The sequence below is a fragment of the Actinomyces sp. HMSC08A09 genome, from assembly GCF_001807465.1.
Lineage (GTDB): Bacteria > Actinomycetota > Actinomycetes > Actinomycetales > Actinomycetaceae > Actinomyces > Actinomyces oris.
This window is the reverse complement of the sequence record NZ_KV789074.1, coordinates 1-19,665: the sequence shown is the minus strand read 5'-3', so window position 1 is coordinate 19,665 and position 19,665 is coordinate 1. Positions and strand designations below refer to the sequence as shown.

Annotated in this window: 15 protein-coding genes; 4 read left to right on the top strand and 11 right to left on the bottom strand. The window is 67.9% G+C overall.

The window, feature by feature from the left end; genetic code table 11:
• Positions 1 to 21 precede the first annotated feature (21 nt).
• From tagD to HMPREF3165_RS00120, 5 genes are all read right to left on the bottom strand, one after another.
• Positions 22 to 414 (bottom strand): glycerol-3-phosphate cytidylyltransferase, encoded by a 393-nt coding sequence (gene tagD / locus HMPREF3165_RS00140; protein ID WP_004565322.1) that lies wholly within the window; start codon positions 412 to 414, stop codon positions 22 to 24.
• A 264-nt stretch (positions 415 to 678) separates the two neighbouring features.
• On the bottom strand, positions 679 to 3,888 hold the full coding sequence (locus HMPREF3165_RS00135; protein WP_070509825.1) for a CDP-glycerol glycerophosphotransferase family protein: 3,210 nt from the start codon (positions 3,886 to 3,888) through the stop codon (positions 679 to 681).
• The gene (wecC, locus tag HMPREF3165_RS00130; RefSeq protein ID WP_070509822.1) at positions 3,870 to 5,177 is read right to left on the bottom strand and encodes a UDP-N-acetyl-D-mannosamine dehydrogenase; all 1,308 of its coding nucleotides are present in this window, start codon (positions 5,175 to 5,177) and stop codon (positions 3,870 to 3,872) included. The genes HMPREF3165_RS00135 and wecC overlap by 19 nt, the downstream gene beginning before the upstream one ends.
• Before the next feature lie 75 nt (positions 5,178 to 5,252).
• Positions 5,253 to 6,389 (bottom strand): LCP family protein, encoded by a 1,137-nt coding sequence (locus HMPREF3165_RS00125; RefSeq protein WP_070509819.1) that lies wholly within the window; start codon positions 6,387 to 6,389, stop codon positions 5,253 to 5,255.
• Positions 6,390 to 6,568: 179 nt separating this feature from the next.
• Positions 6,569 to 7,744 carry a branched-chain amino acid aminotransferase gene (locus HMPREF3165_RS00120; RefSeq protein WP_070509816.1) on the bottom strand — a complete coding sequence of 392 codons (1,176 nt, stop codon included), beginning with the start codon at positions 7,742 to 7,744 and terminating at the stop codon, positions 6,569 to 6,571.
• 86 nt (positions 7,745 to 7,830) lie between these two features.
• Between HMPREF3165_RS00120 and HMPREF3165_RS00115 the strand changes: the two genes are divergently transcribed.
• Positions 7,831 to 8,658 (top strand): gametogenetin, encoded by an 828-nt coding sequence (locus HMPREF3165_RS00115; RefSeq protein ID WP_070509814.1) that lies wholly within the window; start codon positions 7,831 to 7,833, stop codon positions 8,656 to 8,658.
• Between the two features lie 34 nt (positions 8,659 to 8,692).
• Here the strand turns inward: HMPREF3165_RS00115 and HMPREF3165_RS00110 are convergent, their stop codons facing one another.
• Positions 8,693 to 9,352 (bottom strand): hypothetical protein, encoded by a 660-nt coding sequence (locus HMPREF3165_RS00110; RefSeq protein ID WP_070509811.1) that lies wholly within the window; start codon positions 9,350 to 9,352, stop codon positions 8,693 to 8,695.
• 67 nt (positions 9,353 to 9,419) lie between these two features.
• Positions 9,420 to 10,487: a 3-isopropylmalate dehydrogenase gene (locus tag HMPREF3165_RS00105; protein WP_070509809.1), complete on the bottom strand. Its 1,068-nt coding sequence runs from the start codon at positions 10,485 to 10,487 to the stop codon at positions 9,420 to 9,422.
• A gap of 116 nt (positions 10,488 to 10,603) precedes the next feature.
• On the opposite strand from HMPREF3165_RS00105, the gene HMPREF3165_RS00100 reads away from it, so the two are divergent.
• Together HMPREF3165_RS00100 and HMPREF3165_RS00095 are read left to right on the top strand one after the other, a co-directional pair.
• Positions 10,604 to 11,224: a TetR/AcrR family transcriptional regulator gene (locus HMPREF3165_RS00100; RefSeq protein WP_070509807.1), complete on the top strand. Its 621-nt coding sequence runs from the start codon at positions 10,604 to 10,606 to the stop codon at positions 11,222 to 11,224.
• Positions 11,221 to 12,480, top strand: coding sequence for an MFS transporter (locus tag HMPREF3165_RS00095; RefSeq protein ID WP_070509804.1), 1,260 nt, complete (start codon positions 11,221 to 11,223; stop codon positions 12,478 to 12,480). The genes HMPREF3165_RS00100 and HMPREF3165_RS00095 overlap by 4 nt, the downstream gene beginning before the upstream one ends.
• Positions 12,481 to 12,559: 79 nt before the next feature.
• Here HMPREF3165_RS00095 and ilvC read toward each other — a convergent pair whose 3' ends face one another.
• Genes ilvC through HMPREF3165_RS00080 form a run of 3 tightly spaced genes read right to left on the bottom strand, consistent with a single transcriptional unit; the run spans position 12,560 to position 15,903 of the window.
• Positions 12,560 to 13,591, bottom strand: coding sequence for a ketol-acid reductoisomerase (gene ilvC / locus HMPREF3165_RS00090; RefSeq protein WP_004565332.1), 1,032 nt, complete (start codon positions 13,589 to 13,591; stop codon positions 12,560 to 12,562).
• A gap of 9 nt (positions 13,592 to 13,600) precedes the next feature.
• Entirely contained in the window at positions 13,601 to 14,113 is a 513-nt protein-coding gene (gene ilvN, locus HMPREF3165_RS00085; protein ID WP_003784785.1) for an acetolactate synthase small subunit, read from the bottom strand.
• 5 nt (positions 14,114 to 14,118) lie between these two features.
• On the bottom strand, positions 14,119 to 15,903 hold the full coding sequence (locus HMPREF3165_RS00080) for an acetolactate synthase large subunit (RefSeq protein WP_070509802.1): 1,785 nt from the start codon (positions 15,901 to 15,903) through the stop codon (positions 14,119 to 14,121).
• A gap of 299 nt (positions 15,904 to 16,202) precedes the next feature.
• Here HMPREF3165_RS00080 and HMPREF3165_RS00075 point away from each other — a divergent pair, with 299 nt between their 5' ends.
• Complete coding sequence (locus tag HMPREF3165_RS00075; RefSeq protein WP_176746973.1) at positions 16,203 to 17,975, top strand: aspartate:alanine exchanger family transporter; 1,773 nt, start codon at positions 16,203 to 16,205, stop codon at positions 17,973 to 17,975.
• 105 nt (positions 17,976 to 18,080) lie between these two features.
• Here HMPREF3165_RS00075 and HMPREF3165_RS00070 read toward each other — a convergent pair whose 3' ends face one another.
• On the bottom strand, positions 18,081 to 19,394 hold the full coding sequence (locus HMPREF3165_RS00070; protein WP_020991622.1) for a threonine/serine exporter family protein: 1,314 nt from the start codon (positions 19,392 to 19,394) through the stop codon (positions 18,081 to 18,083).
• Positions 19,395 to 19,665: the final 271 nt, after the last annotated feature.

The window sequence follows — 19,665 nt, the reverse complement described above, 5'->3', positions numbered from 1 at the left end:
AGCCGCCGCTCAGCGCACCACTCAGCCCAGGCGCATATCACTCTTGATCCGAGTCGTTGATACCTCGGGAGTCCGCGGGAGGTAGACGACCTCACACAGCCCCTTGAGCTGGTCGTCGAACTCGCCGTTCCAGTCGTCCCCCATGACGAAGACATCAATACCGTATTTGGCGATGTCCTCGGTCTTCTGCCCCCAGGTCAGCTCGGGCACCACGAGATCGACATACCGGATGGCTTCGAGCATCACCTTGCGCTCCTCGTAGGAGAAGTAGGACTGCTTGCCCTTTCCGGCATTGAACTCGTCACTGGACAGCGCCACCATCAGGAAGTCCCCCAGTGCTCGCGCACGCTTCAGCAACGCAATATGACCATAGTGGAGCAGGTCATATGTGCCATAGGTAATCACGCGCTTCATGGGGTCACTTCCTGTTTGGACGTTCGAGGTTCGTCCTCAACAACACTCCAGACAAACCACCGTGAGTATTCCCCACCCCGAGAACCAAAATCGAAGATGTCATAGAATCGATGCGATACCGATATTCCGCCGAAATACCCGACGTTCGCCGTCGAATATCACAGAGAGTTCCGCCTCACCTTTCCCTCACTCTCACACTCTCGTCACAATTTTTCTTTCCAGTTCTTTTGAGAGGCGATGTTCATCCGCCCTTCCGGTCGCTTATCAGCTCAGGAAACGAGCGATCCATCCCCGGATCCACGTGAGGTTGTCCAGGATCGGCGCGGGTTCCACCTCCAGTGGGGAGTAGCGCCCCTCAGCGACGTCGATGTCGCCGAGGAGCCGCTGCAGGTGGGATGCGAGCTCATCGTGGTCGGCAGCGACCGGCAGCCCCGAGCCCAGGGGCCAGTCACCGTACAGGCCTCTTTCGACATCTCGGTAGGAGGCCAGGTCGGGTGCGTAGACCACTGCCGGTTTCCCGGTCAGAGCGAAGTCGAAGAAGATGCTCGAGTAGTCCGAGACCAGGATGTCGGCCGCCAGCATGAGCTCCTCGACACTCGGGTACCCACTGACATCGATCATCCCTGGGACACATCCGGCCCGGTTCATGTGGTGGCTGCGCATGAGGACCACCGCATCGAGGAGCTCAGCCAGACGCGGCCCGTCCAGCGCCCCCACAGGTCCCGGCCCGTGCGCGGCGGCGCAGCCGGCTGCACCCGTCGAGGGCCGCAGGCTCTCGCGCCAGGTCGGGGCGTAGAGAATGACGGGCTGTCCCGGAGCGATACCGAGCTCGTGGCGCACCCGTCGCCGTACTTCAGCGCCTCCGAGCAGCCTCACGTTGCGGGGGTACTCCCCCACCCGAACCGGCCCGCGGTATCCCAGTGCCTGTTGAAGGCGCCGACCGGCCTGCGGGCTCTGGGCCAGCAGCAGGTCCCACTGGGGGACCTGACGGTCCATGAGTCGCCGGTATCTCAGGGTGACGGCTCTCGGCGCGTCGAGCAACAACTTCTTGATCGGAGTGCCGTGCCAGGTCTGGAGCAGGTGCTGGCCCTCACGCTTGGAGAACCAGGAGGGGAGGTGGTCGTTGGTGACGATGACACATGAGGTGCGCAGCGCCTCCACCCACTGCGGGGATCCGACGACGACGGGGCGCGCGCCCGCCGGCACGCGAACCGTCCCGTCAACAACCGACCACCACAGGGGCGCTCCCACGCCGTGGGCCGCCAGGTCCTCGCAGATGGCGGCCGGGTTGTCTCCCGCGCTGCGTCCACCGAAGGACTCCAGGAACACTCCCGGTCTCAGGGGGCCCGCCTCGCGCTCGATGAGGAGCCGGTGGCCCCGTCGTGAGCGCTCGCCAGGAGTCAGCGGAGGGATGACAGCGACGGCCACGGAGCCGTCCGTGCGGGTGAGGATCCGCGCGCGGCGCGCCGGGCGCCCGGCATCCGCCCCGGTGACGTCGCTATCGGGTGCCGCCGCGCAGCTAGTGGGCGCCGCGGCAATGGGAACCTCGGTGGCCGGACCGTCGATCCCCTCTCCGGCCAGGCAGGCTCCCTTGATCCTGTTGCCGGGCTCGTCCTGCGATACGGTGCTCCAGCTCAGCGGGTAGGTCGCCAGCTCGACGTCGGGATCAGCCAAATCGATGTGCGCCGACCAGCCGCCACCAGGGGCCAGGACGGCCGGCACCGTCATCGCCCGAGCCTCGGCGGCCCTGCCGCCCAGGACGATATCCAGCCCATCCGGGGCCGGCACCACCGTTCCGCTCAGCTCCAGCGTTGCGTCAGTGTCCAGACGCGCGCAGAGGAGCACGACGTCGATCTCCCCGCCGGGCCGCGCCTCGCTCCCCCGGATCCCGCTCGGCGCCGGGGCGACCTGGAGCAGCCCCCGCTGACCGCGCGCCTCCAGATGTTGCCCGGTCTCCGGCGGCGCCGGGCACCTCCTGCTGGAGCCGGCCGGTTGTGGCATCCATGCCCGCACCTCTCGCCCGGCAACGCGGGTCACCACCCGGAACCAGGAGGGGCGGCCCGCTTCGACCTGCAGACGCACCACGATCCCCGAGGCGAGGTAGGAGCGGCACGGGTCGCCGGCCTCCAGGTCGGCTCGGGGCGCCTCACAGCGATCAGCCTGGGCGCGGCCTCGAACTCGTCCGGTCTCATCGACCACCTCGACGGTCGGGCGGTCGATCAGGCCTGGGTCGAGCCCCCAGACCCAGGCGCATCCGCGTACCTCCAGGGTCCTGGGGCCCAGCCAGCGCACCGCGTCGACACCGACGTGCAGTCTTAAGTCGGCGTCCCGGATCTCGGTGAGTCGGCGGGGCACCGGGGCCCCTTCCAGGAGAGCAGGCTCGGGGCGCACGGTGCCCGCCTCGATGGTCAGGGGAAGGTGGCCCAGGTCCTCGCAGCGTCTGCCGATCAGCTCCTCGAGCTCCACGGCGCCGGCCGGCTCGTCCTGGATGAGGAGCCACAGCACGAGTCGGTCGAGCAGCCCGACCGCCTCCCACACGAGGTCGTCGGCGTCGGCGAGCGCCCTTCTCGCAATGCGGCGCAGCCTGCTGGAGAAGTCGGGCCCCTCCCGGTGAGCGGCCTCGGCCAGACGAACCAGGTCCCGACTCAGGCGTCCGGCGACCAGGCGCCGACGCACGGCCTCCGGGGCGTCGGCGGCCAGCTGCGCCAAAGCGTCCACCTCCGCCAGGAGGCCGACGGGATCCGTGTCCGCACTGAGGCCACCGGCCGCAGAGCCTGCGCGCCAGGTGTAGACCTCCTCATCCAGGACGTCCATCCGGGTCGCGGCCAGAAGCACCACGAGGGCCCTGGCGGGCAGTGACACGGCGGGGGCGCGGAGTACTCGAGGCCGTCTCGGCGGTGCCCACAGCCTTCGGCGCGCCATGACCGCGCTGGCCACCAGCTCCTCAACCACCTCCGGCACCCGAGCCAGCGGCTGCGCGAGACGAGGCGCGCGGGGAGGTCCCGCCCCCGGCCCGGCCCCGGTTACCGGTGTCAAGGACCGCGAGCGCGCGACGACGACATCGGAGCCCGACCGCTCCAGGCACTCAATCATCGACTGGCAGGCACCGCCGACAAGTCCGTCCCCACCGTCAACAACGGTGACTAGGCCTCCCCTGGCTCGTTTCAGGGCGGCATCCAGCCAGCCATCCGGGCCGGCGCCCCGGCTATCGTCCCGGTCGCAGGACACGACCCGGACGCGCCGGTCCCTGGCGGACAGGCCGGTGGCCACCTGCTCACCGGAGCTCAGCGCATCGGCCCCCGGACCGACGACGACCAGGACCTCCAGGTCTCTGAAGGTCTGGTTGAGTACGGAGCGGATGGCCCCTTCCAGGTGAGGACCGGCCCCCGCTGCTCGGACGATGACGCTGAGTCGGGGCCGGTGCACGCCGCGCACAGCCGCACCGATGAGACGTCTCAGACGCCTGCCGCCCATGTCCTTCTACCCGTCAGCTGGGGCTCTCGGGCGCGCCAGAACCCCGTGGCGTCGATGACGCTGCGCCCCTCGAGCAGGTGCGGATCAAGGTCGGCGAACTCCTGGTGGCCAACCAGCACCGCCACGACATCAGCCTGTTCGACGGCCTGCCGCCACCCGGTCAGCCGCACGTTGTCCCACCGCGCCAAAGACGCCGGGAGCTCCTTGGCGTGCGGCTCGGCCACCAGGACCTGGGCATGGGGCGCAGCGGCGGCCACCTGCTCAGTGATCGCAAGCGCCGGCGACTGGCGCAGGTCATCGACATCGGCCTTGAAGGTCAGGCCGAGTACCGCCACGATCGGCGAGGAGAAGGGCTCCATCGCCTCAAGGATGCGCCCGACGTAGTGGGCCGGCCGGGAGTCATTGACCTGGCGGGCCGTGCGGATGAGCCGGGTCTCCTCCGGAGCGCTGGACACCAGGAACCAGGGGTCCACGGCGATGCAGTGGCCGCCCACGCCGGGGCCCGGCTGCAGAATGCTCACCCGCGGATGGCGGTTGGCCAGATCGACGAGCTCCCAGACATCCACCCCGACCCGCTCACAGACAAGGGCCAGCTCGTTGGCGAAGGCGATGTTGAGGTCACGGAAGGAGTTCTCCGTCAGCTTGGTCATCTCGGCGGTGGTGGCGTCGGTCAGGACCAGCTCGCCGGCGCAGAAGGTGGCGTACAGGTCTCTGGCCAGGTGCGAGGCCTCGGGGGTCAGGCCGCCGATGACCCGGGAGTTGGTCACCATCTCCGTCATGATGCGCCCGGGCAGCACGCGTTCGGGGCAGTAGGACAGATGCACCTGGGGCTGTGCGCCGCTGCCGTCCGTGGACAGGTCCGGGCGCATCGAGCCGATCGCCTCAGCCAGGGCGCGAGTGGTGCCGGGCGGGCAGGTCGACTCCAGGACGATGAGCTCTCCCCCTGTGAGACGAGGGGCGATCTGCCTGGTGGCGGCCTCCACCAGGGACAGATCGGCCGCGTGGTCCGAGCCCGTCGACGGGGTCGGCACCGCGATGATGTAGGTCCGTGCCGAGGGCGTCTCCATCTGGGCGCGCAGGCGGCCGGCCTCGACCTGTTCGGCCAGCACGGTGGCCAGCCCCTCCTCGAGGAAGGGAAGCTCTCCGCGGTTGACGGCCTCGACACGTTCCCGGATCCGGTCCACCCCGACGACGTCGAGCCCGGCGCGGGCCAGGACCGCTGCCGTGGGCAGGCCGATGTACCCCAGCCCGATGACCGCGACGTCGGCTACGTCAGTAGTGTCAGTCATGAGTCTCCATGCATTCGTTCGCGTCCCCGGGGAGCTCCCCGGGGACGCTGCTCCGTGAGCCACGTGTCCGTACCTCTAGTTCACCGTGGCGGGGAGCAGCTCGACGGCGTCGGGGTGCTCGGTGAGGTAGGCGCTCACCCGGTCCTCGGCGAAGGCCTTGAACAAGGGGGTGTCCGCGTCGGCGTCGAGCGTGACGATGGACTGCCCGTCCGTGGCGGTTCCCGTACCGGCGGTCGGCACGGTCATGAACCTGATGTCGTTGCTGTGGAGGTGGCGCGTCTCCAGGGCCAGGGACTGCATCTGGTTGAGCGTGAAGGACTCGTCCACGGCGACTGTCCGCGAGGCGGTCTTGAGGAAGGAGTACAGCGCCGTGGGACTGCTCAGGGTGCCGTTGGTCAGGACCCTGCTCACGATGGAGCGCATCCAGGTCTGCTGGCGCTTGACGCGGTCGAAGTCCCCGTTGGGCAGGGAGGAGCGCTCGCGGGTGTAGGCCAGGGCCTGCTGCCCGTCGAGTACCTGGGCCCCTGCGCCGAGTTCCTTGCCGGCGAGTGTCTGAGGCGTCTTGAGGTTGACTCGCACTCCACCGATCTCGTCGGTCAGGGCGACGAAGGACTCGAAGTTCGCCACCGCGAAGTGGTCGATGTGGATGCCGGTGAGGTTCTCCACGGTGTGGATCGTCAGCGAGGGCCCCCCGTAGGAGTAGGCGGCGTTGATCTTCCCCTGACCGTGACCGGGGATCTCCACCCATGAGTCACGGGGGATCGACATGACTGAGACCGTCTTCCGGTCTCCGCTGACCTGAACGATCATGATCGCGTCCGTGCGCTGGGCCCCCTCCTTCCACTGGGAGGGGTCGGAGGCGGAGGTGCGCGAGTCGGTCCCCAGGACCAGGATGTTGACAGCCGGTTCCTCGCCCGCGGCCACCTTCTGCTGCGGGGCCCGTGCGGGAATGCCCACGAAGGGATCGGCGATGAACTCGATGCCGGAGGCGATGGAGTGTCGCACCCACAGGGCCAGGCCTCCTGTGGCCAGGGTCAGAACCAGGAAGATCGCCAGGACACTGAGAAGGGCGATCCTCCATCCTCGTCCGGGACGGCGCAGGGCGCTGCCTGCACTGCGCGCCGAGGTCGTGTCGGCCCCTGACGAGGCGGCTTCAGCATCGCCCTTTTCGATCGGACTGCTTTCGGGTTCTGGTAGGAGGGACTGAGTCATGGACCAATGGCACCACATATTTCTCGAGCGTTTTGCCCGGAATCCCCTTGTTTTAGGAATTCCGGGCAAAATGCTCATGAAATGAGATGCAACTGAGATCGCCGCAATCTCACTGTCACCATTTCATGTCACATAAACAATATCTTTCTGGACGTTCAGAAGGAATATCGTCGGTGGTTTTATGAACGAGGAGGCACGAGCTGATACATCCACCCGTAGGGATCCTCGGCGCGGCCGGTCTGAATGGCGGTGAGCCGGTCGTGAATCTGCCGGGTGACCTCGCTGCCCTCGATGCGGGCGTCGAAGCCCTCGCCCTTGAGATGCCCCAGAGGCACGACGACGGCGGCGGTTCCACAGGCGAAGACCTCACTGACCCGGCCCGACTCGATGTCTGCGAGCAGTCCCTGAAGGCTGATGGTCTCCTCCACGACATTCCGCCCGGAGTCGCGCAGTAGGCGGATGATGGCGCTGCGGGTGCAGCCCTCGAGGATCGTCCCGGTCAGGCGCGGTGTGCGCACGGTCCCGTCGGCGTCGACGACCATGAGGTTCATGCCGCCGAGCTCCTCGATGTTCTTCTGCGAGACGTCGTCGAGGAAGCAGACCTGGTCGCAGCCCTGCGCGTAGGCCTCCTGCTGAGGAAGCAGGGAGGAGGCGTAGTTGCCTCCGGTCTTGGCCGCCCCGGTCCCTCCGCGTCCGGCGCGGTGGTACTCGGTGGTCACCCAGATGGAGACGGGCTCCAAGCCGTGAGGGAAGTAGGAGCCGGCGGGAGAGGCGATGACGTAGTAGTCCACCACAGCGGCGGGGCGCACTCCCAGGAAGGCCTCGGAGGCGAAGGCGAAGGGGCGCAGGTAGAGGGACTCGCCCTCACCTGAGGGCACCCAGGCGGCGTCGGCGCGCACCAGATCCACCAGGGAGGCCACGAAGTCCTCCTCCGCCAGCTCGGGCAGAGCCATGCGCCGGGCGGAGGCGTTGAGGCGCGCCGCGTTGTAGCGGGGGCGGAAGGTCCACACCGATCCGTCCTCGTGCCGGTAGGCCTTGATGCCCTCGAAGACCTCCTGGCCGTAGTGGAGCACAGCGGCGGCCGGGGACAGGCTGAGGCTGCCGTAGGGAATGACGCCGTAGTCGCCCCACCCCTCGCCCTGCCTCCAGCGGGCGTGAGCCATGTGGTCGGTGAAGGCGTTACCGAAGTGGAGATTCCTCAGGACCGCTGCCCGTTCGTCCTCGGCGAGGGGTGAGGGGTTGGCGGTCAGGGGGAATCGGCCGGCGAGCGCATCGGCCTGCGGGACGGGGACCTCGGCGGCGCGGGCCAAGGAGGTGGATGCGAAGTCGGTTGAGGTGGCGTCTGTCTCGGGCATAGGTCCACCCTACCGCCGAGGCCACAACTCGGACACGACCTTCCCATATGCTGGCAGGCGGGCGGGCTCAGAGCTAGGTTCCGGCCATGACTTCCGTTCGTCGTCCCTCGGTCAGTACTCGCCGAATGGGTGCACGAGCCCGGTTCGCCCGGGCGGCGGTGGCCGGCACAGTCCTCCTGACCGGGGTGAGCGGATGCGCACAGGTGGACCTGGATCAGCTCGCCGGGTCGGTGTCGGGGCCCGCCTCCCCTTCTACGGCTTCGCAGTCCTCGACGGCTCCGTCCCGGATGGTGATGCCCACCGCGCTGCCGACCGCCCAAGCCACGGCGGCAGCCGCGCTCACGGTCAGCTTCCCGGACCTTCCCGGCTACACCGCCTCCACCGCGTCCCCGACCGCCACGAGCGCCCCGCACGGGAGCACCACCCCTACCGGGCCCGCGACGGCGTCAACCCCGGAGGCATCCTGGTCGCGCTCCTACGCCTCGACCTCCTCCGGATGCCAGGTGAGCGCCGAGGTGACCAGCGCAGCGGCGCTGCTCGTCTCCGGCGGCGATGACCGCGCCCTGTCCGAGCACTGGTCCGCCTCCTTGGCGGGGACCTACCCGGACTACCGGCAAACCGGCCGAGAGGAGCTCACGGCGATGAACCGCTCCGCACCCTATGCCGGTATCGCCACCACCTTCAGCGCCAGCCTCCGTGGTTCCCGGGTCGCGGGGAGGGCCTTCGTGCGGGTGTGGTCGGCCGACGGCGCAGCCGTCTCAGTGACCCAGGTCTGTCAGCAGGGGGTCTTCGACGAGGCGGCGTGGGACGCCGTCCTTCGCGGCGTCGCCGTGGACGGCCTGTCGGGTCAGTCCCGCTGGCCCACGAAGGCGGCACCCGGGTCTGAGACGCCGGCCGCCTCCGCCACCGGATGACCCCGTCTCATCACGGCCCCTGAGACTGCTCCTCTCAAGAAGGCGGCCCCTGGGCCGGTTCGGCGGAGTCCTGGGGGCCCGATGGCTCGCTATCGGACGGGGCGCCGACCTGAGCGGAGGACTCGGGCTCCCCCTCCCCCGGCCGGTCCGCCCCTACGGACTCGCCGTCCCCTCCCCTGCCAGGACCTCCTGGCGGGCTCTCCTCCCCGGGCGCAGCCACCTGGTCCTGCCCGGTTGAGGAGCGCCGGGCCGAGACCACGGACTCGGCCGCAGCCACGGCGTGACGGAGGTTCGTGAGCGCCGTCGTGATCGCCTCGACGTCCTCGCCCTGCATCGCCTGGTCGAGCACCGACCTCGCGGCCTCAAGGCCGGTGGACTCGGCCTGACTCAGGTCGCTAGCCACAGCTCCGACCCTGATGGCCAGCGTCGCGGCCTCCGCGGCGGCATCGCTCCGGACCCGGGAGAGCGACAGGGCATCCGTAATGGCGGAGCGTTGATCCGCTGCCGCCACCGCGGTCGCTTGGAAGGCCCGTCCCCGCGATCGGGTGGCGTGCGAGTCCGCCTCAGCCAGGAAGGCGGACATCTCGGAGTCGGTCAGTGGGGCGTCGGTCAGGACGTCGCAGCCGCACAGGCCGGTGAGGCCGGCGAGCAGGAGGCAAACGGCTGTCCGACGTGGGGGACCGAGTAGCGACATACTCGGAATGTAACGGCCCGCTCGCGTACTGCGATCACGCTGCGGACACGAAGAGGGCCGTAGGGTCTCAAAGCGATGACGTATCCGCCCCGGCCGTCACCGCCTCGGCGATGGCGTCACCGATCTGGCTGGTGGAGCGCTGGGCGCCGCCGCGCCGAGTGGCCATGTCCGCAGTGACTCCGGCCTCGACCTTCGCCGCGACCTCGGGCAGCCCGAGGTGGTCGAGCATGAGGGCCACCGCACTGATCGTGGCGGTCGGGTCCGCCTTGCCCTGACCGGCGATGTCCGGGGCCGAGCCGTGGACGGGCTCGAACATGGAGGGGAAGGCCCTCTCGGGATTGATGTTGCCCGAGGCCGACAGGCCGATGCCGCCGGTCACGGCGCCGGCCTCGTCGGTGAGGATGTCGCCGAAGAGGTTGTCGGTGACGATGACGTCGAAGCGGCCGGGGTCAGTCACCATGTAGATGGTGGCGGCGTCCACGTGGCAGTAGTCGACGGTGACCTCGGGGTACTCGGTGCCGACGGCCTCCACGGTGCGCCGCCACAGGTCGCCGGCGTGGACGAGCACGTTGTGCTTGTGGACGAGGGTGAGGTGCTTGGCCGCCCTGGCCTGGGCCTTGGCGAAGGCGTAGCGGACCAGGCGCTCCACCCCGTAGGCCGTGTTGACGCTGACCTCGGTGGCGATCTCGTGCGCCGTGCCCTGGCGCACGACGCCGCCGTTACCGCAGTAGAGGCCCTCGGTGCCCTCGCGCACCACGACGAAGTCGATGTCGCCGGGATCGGCCAACGGCGTCGGCACGCCCGGGTAGTACACCGAGGGACGCAGGTTGACGTAGTGGTCCAGGGCGAAGCGCAGACGCAGGAGCAGACCGCGCTCGAGCACACCGGAGGGGACGGAGGGATCGCCGACAGCTCCCAGCAGAATGGCGTCATGGGTCTTGATGGCCTCGAGATCCTCGTCGGTGAGGGTCTGGCCGGTGCGGTGCCAGCGCTCGGCCCCCAGGTCGAAGGTGGTGGGACGGACCGTGATCCCGGTTCCCTCCAGCGCTCGCTCGAGGACCTTGAGCCCTTCGGGGACGACCTCCTTACCGATGCCGTCACCCGGGATTACTGCCAGCTTGATGGTCTGCGTCATGGGGCCACCTTAGGGCAGGATCAGGATGCGAGACAAAGAGTCCGCATGACGGAAGTGCACACTCGCGTCTCGACCGCCGGTCGGTTAGTCTGTTTCCGACACACCAAGGAGGAGCCATGCCGCGCATCCACCGCCCCACCGCGCAACGTCGCGAGGAGATTCTCGACGCCGCCCACACCCTGTTCACCACCAAGGGCTTTCAACCCACGACCATGGAGGACATCCTGAGGATCGTGGGCATCGCCAAGGGGACGCTCTACTACCACTTCCCCAGCAAGGAGCAGATCCTCAAGGCCCTGGTCCTGCGCATCGTCCACCAGGTCGAGCAGCAGGCCCGCGAGATCGCCGCCTCATCGGCCCCGGCGGCCGACAAGCTCGCAGCGATCATGAGCGCGATGAGGCTGGTGGACACCGAGACCGAGCTCGTCGACCAGTTCCACGCGCCGGGCAACGCGGAGTTCCACCTGCTGTCCATCACGGCAATGATCGAGCACCTCACCCCGGTCCTGGCCGAGGTCATCACCCAGGGGGTGGCCGAGGGGGCCTTCACCACCGAGCGTCCCCATGACGTCATCGAACTGCTGCTGAGCGCCTCGGGCATCCTCCTGGACCAGGACATCATGAAGCCCAGCCCCGCTGAGCTCGCCCGCCGCCGAGAGACCCTCATCTGGGCCAGTGAGACCCTCCTGGGTGCCGCGCCCGGCAGCCTCGGCTTCCTGACGAAGGCGGAGCCATGAAGCACGTCGGACTGCTGGTCCTGGGTTCCTTCATCAACTCGCTGGGAACGGGCCTGAGCGCCTTCGGCCTGGCCGTCGTCATTCTGCGCACCTACGGGACGGCATCCTCAGTGGCAGCCGTCCAGATGAGCGCCTTCGCCCCCATTGTTCTTCTGGCACCCCTGGCCGGGGTCCTCGCAGACCGCTACGACCGCCGCCTGATGATGATGATCGGTGACGCCGGCTCGATTCTCGGGCTGGGCGTCATCCTGACGGCCCTGTCCTCGCCCCGGCCCTCCTTGGGCTGGATCTGCGCAGGAGCCGTCACCTCCTCCTGCCTGGCGGCCCTGACCGAGCCGGCGCTGCGGGCCAGCGTCACCGACCTGGTGACCGAGGAGGACTACGTGCGCTCCTCCGGTCTGCTCCAGCTCGCCTCTGCTGCCAAGTACCTGCTGGCGCCGGCCGCAGCGGGGTTCCTCATGCCTCTTGTCGGCCCCCGGGGTCTCGTGCTGCTGGACGCCAGCACCTGCCTGGTCACCGTGGCGTGCACCATGACAGTGCGCCAGGCTCTGGCAGCAGGTGCCTCGCAACGCGCAGCGTCCCAGCCCGGTGACGACCGCGACGTCATGGCGGGCTGGAGGACCATCACCGCCTCCCCCGGTCTGCGCGCCCTCGTGGTCCTCATGACGCTGGCGACCCTCGCCATCGGAGTCATCCAGGTTCTTATCAAGCCGATTCTCCTGCCCACCGTGAGCACCGCCGAGATGGGGGTGGTCGAGACGGTGGCCGCCACCGGCATGCTCGTGGGCGCAGCCCTGGTCACGGCTTGGAAGAGCGCTCAGCCCACGACGCTGCTTGCCGCAGGGCTGGCCGGAACCGGCGCCGCCATGGCGCTGGTCCCGCTGGGGCCGGGCGCCTGGTGGGTGGCCGCCTGCGGCTTCCTCACCTTCGCCTGTCTGCCCCTGTCCCAGGCGGGTGCGGAGGTCCTGGTGCGCACGCAGGTCGACAACACTCGGCAGGCACGCACCTGGGGCACGATCAGCCTGGTCACCCAGATGGGTTACCTGGTGGCCTACCTGTGCTCCGGAGTCCTGGTGGACCATGTGCTCCAGCCCCTGCTGGAGCCAGGACGGTCACTGTCCACCAGCGTGGGAGCCGTTGTCGGCATCGGCCCGGGACGCGGCGCCGCCCTGCTCGTGGGCCTCATGGGCGCGGTCATGGCCCTGGTGGCTCTCACCGTTCGCCTCCAGCGACGCCGGCTCGCCTCACCCCAGTAGTGCCGTCGCACGACATGGGCGGTGCCCCGATGACGTCAGGTCATCGGGGCACCGCCCGTTGTCAACGGATCACAAGTCCTCAGCGGGCCACGGAGCCCTCGGTGTAGTCCTTGTCGACGTCGGCGCGCCAGGCGAACATGGAACGCACCTCGCGGCCGGTGGCCTCGATGGGGTGCGCCTCACCCTCGGCCCGGAGCTTCTTGAACTCCGGAGCGCCGGCGGCCTGGTCGTCCATGAAGCGCTTGGCGAAGGTGCCGTCCTGGATATCGGACAGGACCTCCTTCATGTGCTCTTTGACCTCAGGGGTGATGACGCGCGGGCCGGAGACGTAGTCGCCGTACTCAGCGGTGTCGGAGCAGGACCAGCGCTGCTTGGAGATACCGCCCTCGTTGATGAGGTCCACGATGAGCTTCATCTCGTGGCAGACCTCGAAGTAGGCCATCTCGGGCTGGTAACCGGCCTCGACCAGGGTCTCGAAGCCGTACTGGATGAGCTTGGAGACGCCGCCGCACAGGACCGACTGCTCACCGAAGAGGTCGGTCTCGGTCTCCTCGCGGAAGGTGGTCTTGATGGCGCCGGCGCGGGTACCGCCGATGGCCTTGGCGTAGGACAGGACGAGATCCCAGGCGGTGCCGGAGGCGTCCTGCTCCACGCAGACGAGCACGGGCACGCCTCGGCCGGACTCGAACTCGCGGCGCACGGTGTGGCCGGGCCCCTTGGGGGCCACCATGACGACGTCAATGTCCGCCGACGGCTTGATGTAGCCGAAGTGGATGTTGAAGCCGTGGGAGAACAGCAGGGCGGAGCCGGCCTTGATGTTCGGCTCGATCTCCTCGCGGTAGAGGGTGGCCTGCACCTGGTCGGGGGCCAGGACGGTGACGACGTCGGCCCAGGCCACGGCCTCGGCGATCGGCTTGACGGGCAGGCCCGCCTCCTCAGCCTTAGCCACAGAGGCCGAGCCCTCGCGCAGGCCGACAACGACCTCCACGCCGGAGTCGCGCAGGTTCAGAGCGTGAGCGTGCCCCTGGGAACCGTAGCCGATGACGGCGACCTTCTTGGACTGGATGACGGACAGGTCGGCGTCGTCGTCGTAGAACTTCTCAGCTGCCATGATTGCTTCTCACTTCTCCTTGAGTTGATCGGTGATGGATCGTGGGCCGCGCGTGATCGCCACGGCACCGGACTGGACAATCTCTTTGACACCGTACGGCTGGAGAGCCGTCAGTAGAGCCTTGACCTTGGATTCTGAGCCGATGGTCTCAATGACCACCGACGTGGGGGCGACGTCCACGACGTGGGCCCGGAACAGGTCGACGACCTGGAGCACCGCCGTGCGATTGGCGTCATCGGCATGCACCTTGATGAGGTAGAGCTCGCGCTCGACCGAGGTGTCGGGGTCGAGCTCGACGATCTTGAGGACGTTGACCAGCTTGTTGAGCTGCTTGGTGACCTGCTCCATGGCCAGTCCCTCGGCGTCGGCGATCACCGTGATGCGCGAGATGTCCTCGTGCTCGGTGGGCCCCACCGCCAGGGAGTGGATGTTGAAGCCCCGGCGCGTGAACAGCGCCGAGACCCGGGTCAGGACGCCGGGCTTGTTCTCCACCAGGACGGACAGCGTGTGCTTCTCGCTCACGGCGCTCACTCCTCTTCCCACACCGGGCTCATGCCGCGGGCGTGCTGGATCTCGTCGTTGGACACCCCGGCCGCGACCATGGGCCACACCTGGGCGTCCGCGGAGACGATGAAGTCGACGACGACGGGGCGGTCGTTGATGGCATTGGCCTGGGCGATGACGTCGTCCAGGTCCTCCAGGCGCTCACACCGCAGCCCGACGGCCCCGTAGGCCTCGGCCATCTTGACGAAGTCGGGAATCCGCTTCGTTCCGGCCCCGGTGTGCAGGTCGGTGTTGGAGTAGCGCTGCCCGTAGAACAGCGTCTGCCACTGCCGCACCATCCCCAGCGAGGAGTTGTTGATGATGGCGACCTTGATGGGGATGTTGTTGAGGGTGCAGGTGGCCAGCTCCTGGTTGGTCATCTGGAAGCATCCGTCCCCGTCGATGAGCCACACTGGCCGGTCGGGGCAGGCCTCCTTGGCACCCATGGCGGCGGGCAGGCCGTATCCCATGGTGCCGGCGCCGGCCGAGTTGAGCCAGGTGTGCGGACGGCGGAAGGTGAGGTAGTGCGCCGCCCACATCTGGTGCTGTCCCACGCCTGTGACCCAGATGGTGTCCTCGGAGGCCGCCCGATCAAGATGGGTGATGACCTCCTGGGGCTGAAGCAGTCCGTCGTCGGTGTCGGTCCAGCCCGTGGGGTAGGTGGCCTGGATGCGCTCGATCTCACGGCGCCACGGGGCGATATCCACCCGCCCCTCAGCGGCGACGTGGTCGCGGAACTCAGCGCTCAGCGCGGGAACGACGTCGGCCAGGTCCCCGACGATCGGGACGTCGGCGGTGCGGATCTTGGAGATCTCGGCGGGGTCGACATCGACGTGGATCACCGAGGCCTTGGTGGCGAAGGTGTCCGGCTTGCCGGTGACCCGGTCATCGAAGCGGGCTCCCAGACAGACGACGACGTCGGCCCGCTGCAGCGCCCCGACGGCGGCCACCGTACCGTGCATTCCGGGCATCCCCAGGTTGAGCGGGTGCTCACTGGGCATGACGTCCAGGGCGGTCAGAGTGGTGACGAAGGGCGCTCCGATGAGCTCGATGAGCTCGGTGAGGTCCTCAGTGGGAACCTGCGCCCGGTTCAGGCCACCGCCCAGATAGAGGACGGGTCGCTCGGCAGCGGAGATCACCTCGGCGGCCTGAGCCAGGCGCCGCTGGTTGGGCTTGCCCGGCAGGCGGTAGCCGGGCAGGTCACGGGCCGGGGGCCACACGAACTCGGTGAGCCCCTCCTGGGCATCCTTGGAGATGTCGATGAGGACCGGACCGGGGCGTCCGGTGGAGGCGATGTGGAAGGCCTCAGCCACGCACGGGACGATGTCCTCGGCACGGGTGATGAGGAAGGAGTGCTTGACGAAGGGCATCGTGGCCCCGACGATGTCGGCCTCCTGGAAGGCGTCCGTCCCGATTCCGCGGCTCCCGACCTGCCCGGTGATGGCCAGCATGGGCACGGAGTCCATGTGGGCGTCACCGATGGGTGTGATGAGGTTGGTGGCTCCGGGGCCGGAGGTGGCAACGCACACCCCGGGGCGACCAGTGACCATGGCGTACCCCTCGGCGGCATGACCGGCGCCCTGCTCGTGGCGCACCAAGACGTGGCGGATCTTCGTCGAGGCGAGCAGAGGGTCATAGAAGGGCAGGATGGCACCGCCCGGCATCCCGAAGATGTCTGTGACGCCTAGCTCCTCCAGCGCGCGCACCAGAGCCTGGGCGCCTGTCATGACCTGCTGGTCCTGACGTGCGGGAGCGTCTTCGCGTGTCATCGCTCGCTCTCCTTCTCCGTGCCTACTGTCCGGCGACCTGCCGGGTAATGAACGTTAGATCAGTCTCCGCACAGAGTCATAATGAGACGGCGGCAATCTCACATCGTGGAATCACGGACCCGGTGGCATGTCGGCGGCATGGAGGATCCCCACGTGCGAGGCGCGATCCGCTCTCCCGGTGAATCACGGACCTTGGTAGGTCATCAGCGCCTGCGGAGATGACACAATGCTGCTGTTACTCCTGACAAAACATCCGCTGCGTCACTTTCAGCAGCGATTCGGAAGGCGGAACTAGCGACGTGGCTACGGTCCTGGACTACCTGTTGGACAACCCGGTTGTCATCGTCCTGCTCATGGTTGGCTCCGGAATGCTGCTCTGGCGCGCCAGGCGCGGGAGCATACGCGTCCCGGCAGCGGCCCTCCTGATCGGCAGTACCGCCCTGCTGATCTGGAAGGTGGCTCACGCCAACATCCTCCACCACCTGGCCGGGAACGTGGTGCTCGTCCTGTTCGTCCTGGTCGGCACCGGGATGCTGCTCGGGCACGTCAAGATCAAGGGAGTCAGCCTCGGAGCAGCGGCGGTGCTGTTCTGCGGCATTGCGCTGGCGGCCTGGGGGGCGGCAGCCGCCACCCCCATTGAGGTTCCCAAGGAGCTGGGAACCCTGGGGCTGGCGATCTTCACCTTCGCCATCGGGATCCAGTCCGGGCCGAACTTCTTCCACGTCATCCGAACCGCCGGCGGGCCGCTGGCCCTCCTCCTGGGCATTCTGGGTGTGGCGACCCTGGCCGCCGTGGGCGTGGGACGTCTCCTCGGGCTCAAGGCGGCGATGATCGCGGGGGCCTTCGCCGGTGCCGTCACGAACACACCCGCCCTGGCCGCTGCCGGCAACGCCGCCGCCATGGCTGGAGACAAGGCGGGACCGGGTGACGCCACCGTGGCCTATGCCGTCACCTACCTCTACGGTGTCATCGGCATGCTGTTCTTCTGTCTGCTGGCGCTGCGCTACCGGCGCAGCGACAAGGACACTCCCTCCCCTCTCATCAACCGCACTATCCGGGTGGAGCGCGAGGACGGCCCGCTCCTGGGCAACATCGTCGAGACCATCTCGGGACAGCTGCGCTTCTCTCGTCTGCGCCGGGGTGAGAAGGGTCCGATCACCCGGCCTAAGAATGACGACCGGCTGTACAAGGACGACCTCATCACCGTCGTCGGCACCCAGGACGCCGTCAACCAGGCGATCAAGGCGGTGGGCCACGGCTCCTCGCACTCACTCATCGAGGACCGCAAGTACCTCGACTTCCGCAGGATCACGGTCTCGGACCCGAAGCTGGCCGGCCGTACCATCAGTGAGCTGGATATCGACAGCCGTTTCGGGGCGACGATCTCGCGGGTACGCCGCGGCGACGTCGACATGGTGGGCACCCCGGATCTGGTGCTTCAGCAGGGAGACCGGGTGCGCGTCGTCGGCCCGACCGGACGCATGAAGGAGATCTCCACGTACTTCGGCGACTCCTCGCGGGGGCTGTCCTCCATCAACCCGGTGGCACTGGGCCTGGGGATGGCACTGGGCATCTTCATCGGTGAGTGGAAGTTCCTCACGCCCACCGGAGCGACCTTCTCCATCGGATCGGCTGCCGGAACGCTCCTGATCGGCCTCATCTTCGGGCGCATCGGCCGCATCGGGAAGTTCGTGACCGCCATGCCCTTCACCGCCACGGCGGTGCTCTCGGAGTTCGGGCTCCTGGTCTTCCTGGCCCAGGCGGGCACCAAGGCCGGTGGGGAGATCGCGCATGCCTTCACCGGTGGTGACTGGTGGAGGATCTTCGTCACCGGTTTCATCGTCACCACCATCGTCGGACTGGGGATCTACGCCTCCATGCGCTGGATCGTCAAGATGGGTGGCACTCGCCTGTCCGGCCTCATCGGTGGCGCACAGACCCAGCCCGCGATTCTGGCCTTCGCCAACGAGCGCACCGGCGCCGACCCGCGGGTGGCGCTGGGGTACGCGATGGTCTACCCCGTGGCAATGATCGTCAAGATCTTCATTGCGCAGGTCCTCGGCGGGCTGTGACCCGCGCACCGCAGGCTCGCCGGTCTCGCATCATCGATGGTGGCCCGTCGCTGTAGGTCAGCGGCGGGCCACCATCGTCCGTCTCAGGCGAGTACGGGCCGAGAGTCAGTCCTCCAGAGGCTGCTCCACCGCCTCAACGTGTGTGCGGGGCAGCGTGATACGCCCGGAGGTGGCGACGTCGTGACGCCAGTTGTGGTCGGTGATGATGCGCGCCAGGGCCAGCCCCACACCGATGGCGGTGATGACGAAGAAGACTTCAGCCAGGTTCGTGGCGGCTTCGCCGACGTCGACGCCGAGCTTGTCCACGGAGAGCGTGTTGAGCGCGGAGATGGCCCGGTAGAAGGGGACCCCGGGGATCATGATGACGACGGCGGGAACAGAAAGAGCCACCCGGGACAGGGAGGCGCGGGAGACGAAGAGCTGGGCGAGCAGACCGATCGTGACCGCGGCCAGGCCCACTGCGAGCTGCCATGGCACGTGGAAGACGTCAATGAGAAGCAGTCTGCCGGTATTAGCCAGAGCCCCGACCACTGCAGCCAGCATGCTGGCCTTCACGCCTGCGTTGAACAGCATGGCGAATCCGTAGGCGGCGATGAAGGAGCAGAAACAACGCAGAACGTAGAGGAGAGGACCGTCGAGCGTGCTGCCGCTGGCCGCAGCAACATCCCAGCGGAAGATGAAGGTCACGGTCCACACAGCGACGCCGGCCGCAGCCATGACCATGAGCACGTAGGCACTGCGTGAGAGGGCCGAGGAGAAGTCCTGTCGGAACAGGTCGAGCATGGCGGTGACCATGGGGAAACCAGGAATGAGGAAGAGGATCGCCGAGATGATGCCGCCCTGGTGGTTTCCCGCCACCGCGCCAGTGGCGTTCAGGACTGTCACGATGCCCATGTAGGTGCCGGAGGCCGCAACTCCGCAGACGAGCCAGGTGAAGAAATGCTGATAGTGGCGCTCCAGCATCTGCCGGCGAACGAACTGTCCGAGGAATGCCGCGACGAGGACCGTCAAGCACTCCACCCAACCACCCTTGTTGAGGAAGCAGAATCCGGCACAGGCCACGCCCGAGGCTGCCGCGTTGGTGAAGGCGTTGTAGCGCGCATGCATCTTCTCGACCTGTTGAAGCTTGGCCTCGAGGTGCTCGACGGTTTCGTGGGCTCGCAGGTCGTGGACGATGCGGCGCAGCGCTTCTAAGCGACCAACGTTGACGCCGACCCGACGCACTTCGCAGGCCTCGGTACGGAAACGGTTGCCGACGTAGGAGGAGGTGACGATCTCGGTCATCGTCACGGTCGCCTCGTGGCGGTCGAGCCCAACAGCCGAAGCGGCTCTGGCCATGGAGGACTTGATGCGGTAGGAGCCGGCACCGGCGGCGAGCATGAGCCGTCCCAGGTGCAGCACGACGTCAGACTGTTGCATGAGCCGATCGGCATCAAGACTCGGTTCGTGGCCGTTGTCCGATGGAGTGGCAGGGAGGTCGCTATGAGTCACAGAGACAATGGTGCACCGTTTCGTATCCCGCTGTCAGTCCGGTCCGGGTATCTCTCGGTTTCAGATACGGGAGTGTGGGGTGTGGTGGGGGTGGTGTTGAGCGTCTTGTTGGTGCGAGAACATGAGTAACTGGCCCGGAGCCGCTGGTGGCGGTTCCGGGCCAGTTGAGGTGTGTGCTCGGTGGTGTCCTACTCTCCCG

Excerpts from the sequence above, each read along its gene's own strand:
- tagD (WP_004565322.1), bottom strand. The coding sequence starts at position 414 with ATGAAGCGCGTGATTACCTATGGCACATATGACCTGCTCCACTATGGT.
- HMPREF3165_RS00135 (WP_070509825.1), bottom strand. The coding sequence starts at position 3,888 with ATGGGCGGCAGGCGTCTGAGACGTCTCATCGGTGCGGCTGTGCGCGGC.
- wecC (WP_070509822.1), bottom strand. The coding sequence starts at position 5,177 with ATGACTGACACTACTGACGTAGCCGACGTCGCGGTCATCGGGCTGGGG.
- HMPREF3165_RS00125 (WP_070509819.1), bottom strand. The coding sequence starts at position 6,389 with ATGACTCAGTCCCTCCTACCAGAACCCGAAAGCAGTCCGATCGAAAAG.
- HMPREF3165_RS00120 (WP_070509816.1), bottom strand. The coding sequence starts at position 7,744 with ATGCCCGAGACAGACGCCACCTCAACCGACTTCGCATCCACCTCCTTG.
- HMPREF3165_RS00115 (WP_070509814.1), top strand. The coding sequence starts at position 7,831 with ATGACTTCCGTTCGTCGTCCCTCGGTCAGTACTCGCCGAATGGGTGCA.
- HMPREF3165_RS00110 (WP_070509811.1), bottom strand. The coding sequence starts at position 9,352 with ATGTCGCTACTCGGTCCCCCACGTCGGACAGCCGTTTGCCTCCTGCTC.
- HMPREF3165_RS00105 (WP_070509809.1), bottom strand. The coding sequence starts at position 10,487 with ATGACGCAGACCATCAAGCTGGCAGTAATCCCGGGTGACGGCATCGGT.
- HMPREF3165_RS00100 (WP_070509807.1), top strand. The coding sequence starts at position 10,604 with ATGCCGCGCATCCACCGCCCCACCGCGCAACGTCGCGAGGAGATTCTC.
- HMPREF3165_RS00095 (WP_070509804.1), top strand. The coding sequence starts at position 11,221 with ATGAAGCACGTCGGACTGCTGGTCCTGGGTTCCTTCATCAACTCGCTG.
- ilvC (WP_004565332.1), bottom strand. The coding sequence starts at position 13,591 with ATGGCAGCTGAGAAGTTCTACGACGACGACGCCGACCTGTCCGTCATC.
- HMPREF3165_RS00080 (WP_070509802.1), bottom strand. The coding sequence starts at position 15,903 with ATGACACGCGAAGACGCTCCCGCACGTCAGGACCAGCAGGTCATGACA.
- HMPREF3165_RS00070 (WP_020991622.1), bottom strand. The coding sequence starts at position 19,394 with ATGCAACAGTCTGACGTCGTGCTGCACCTGGGACGGCTCATGCTCGCC.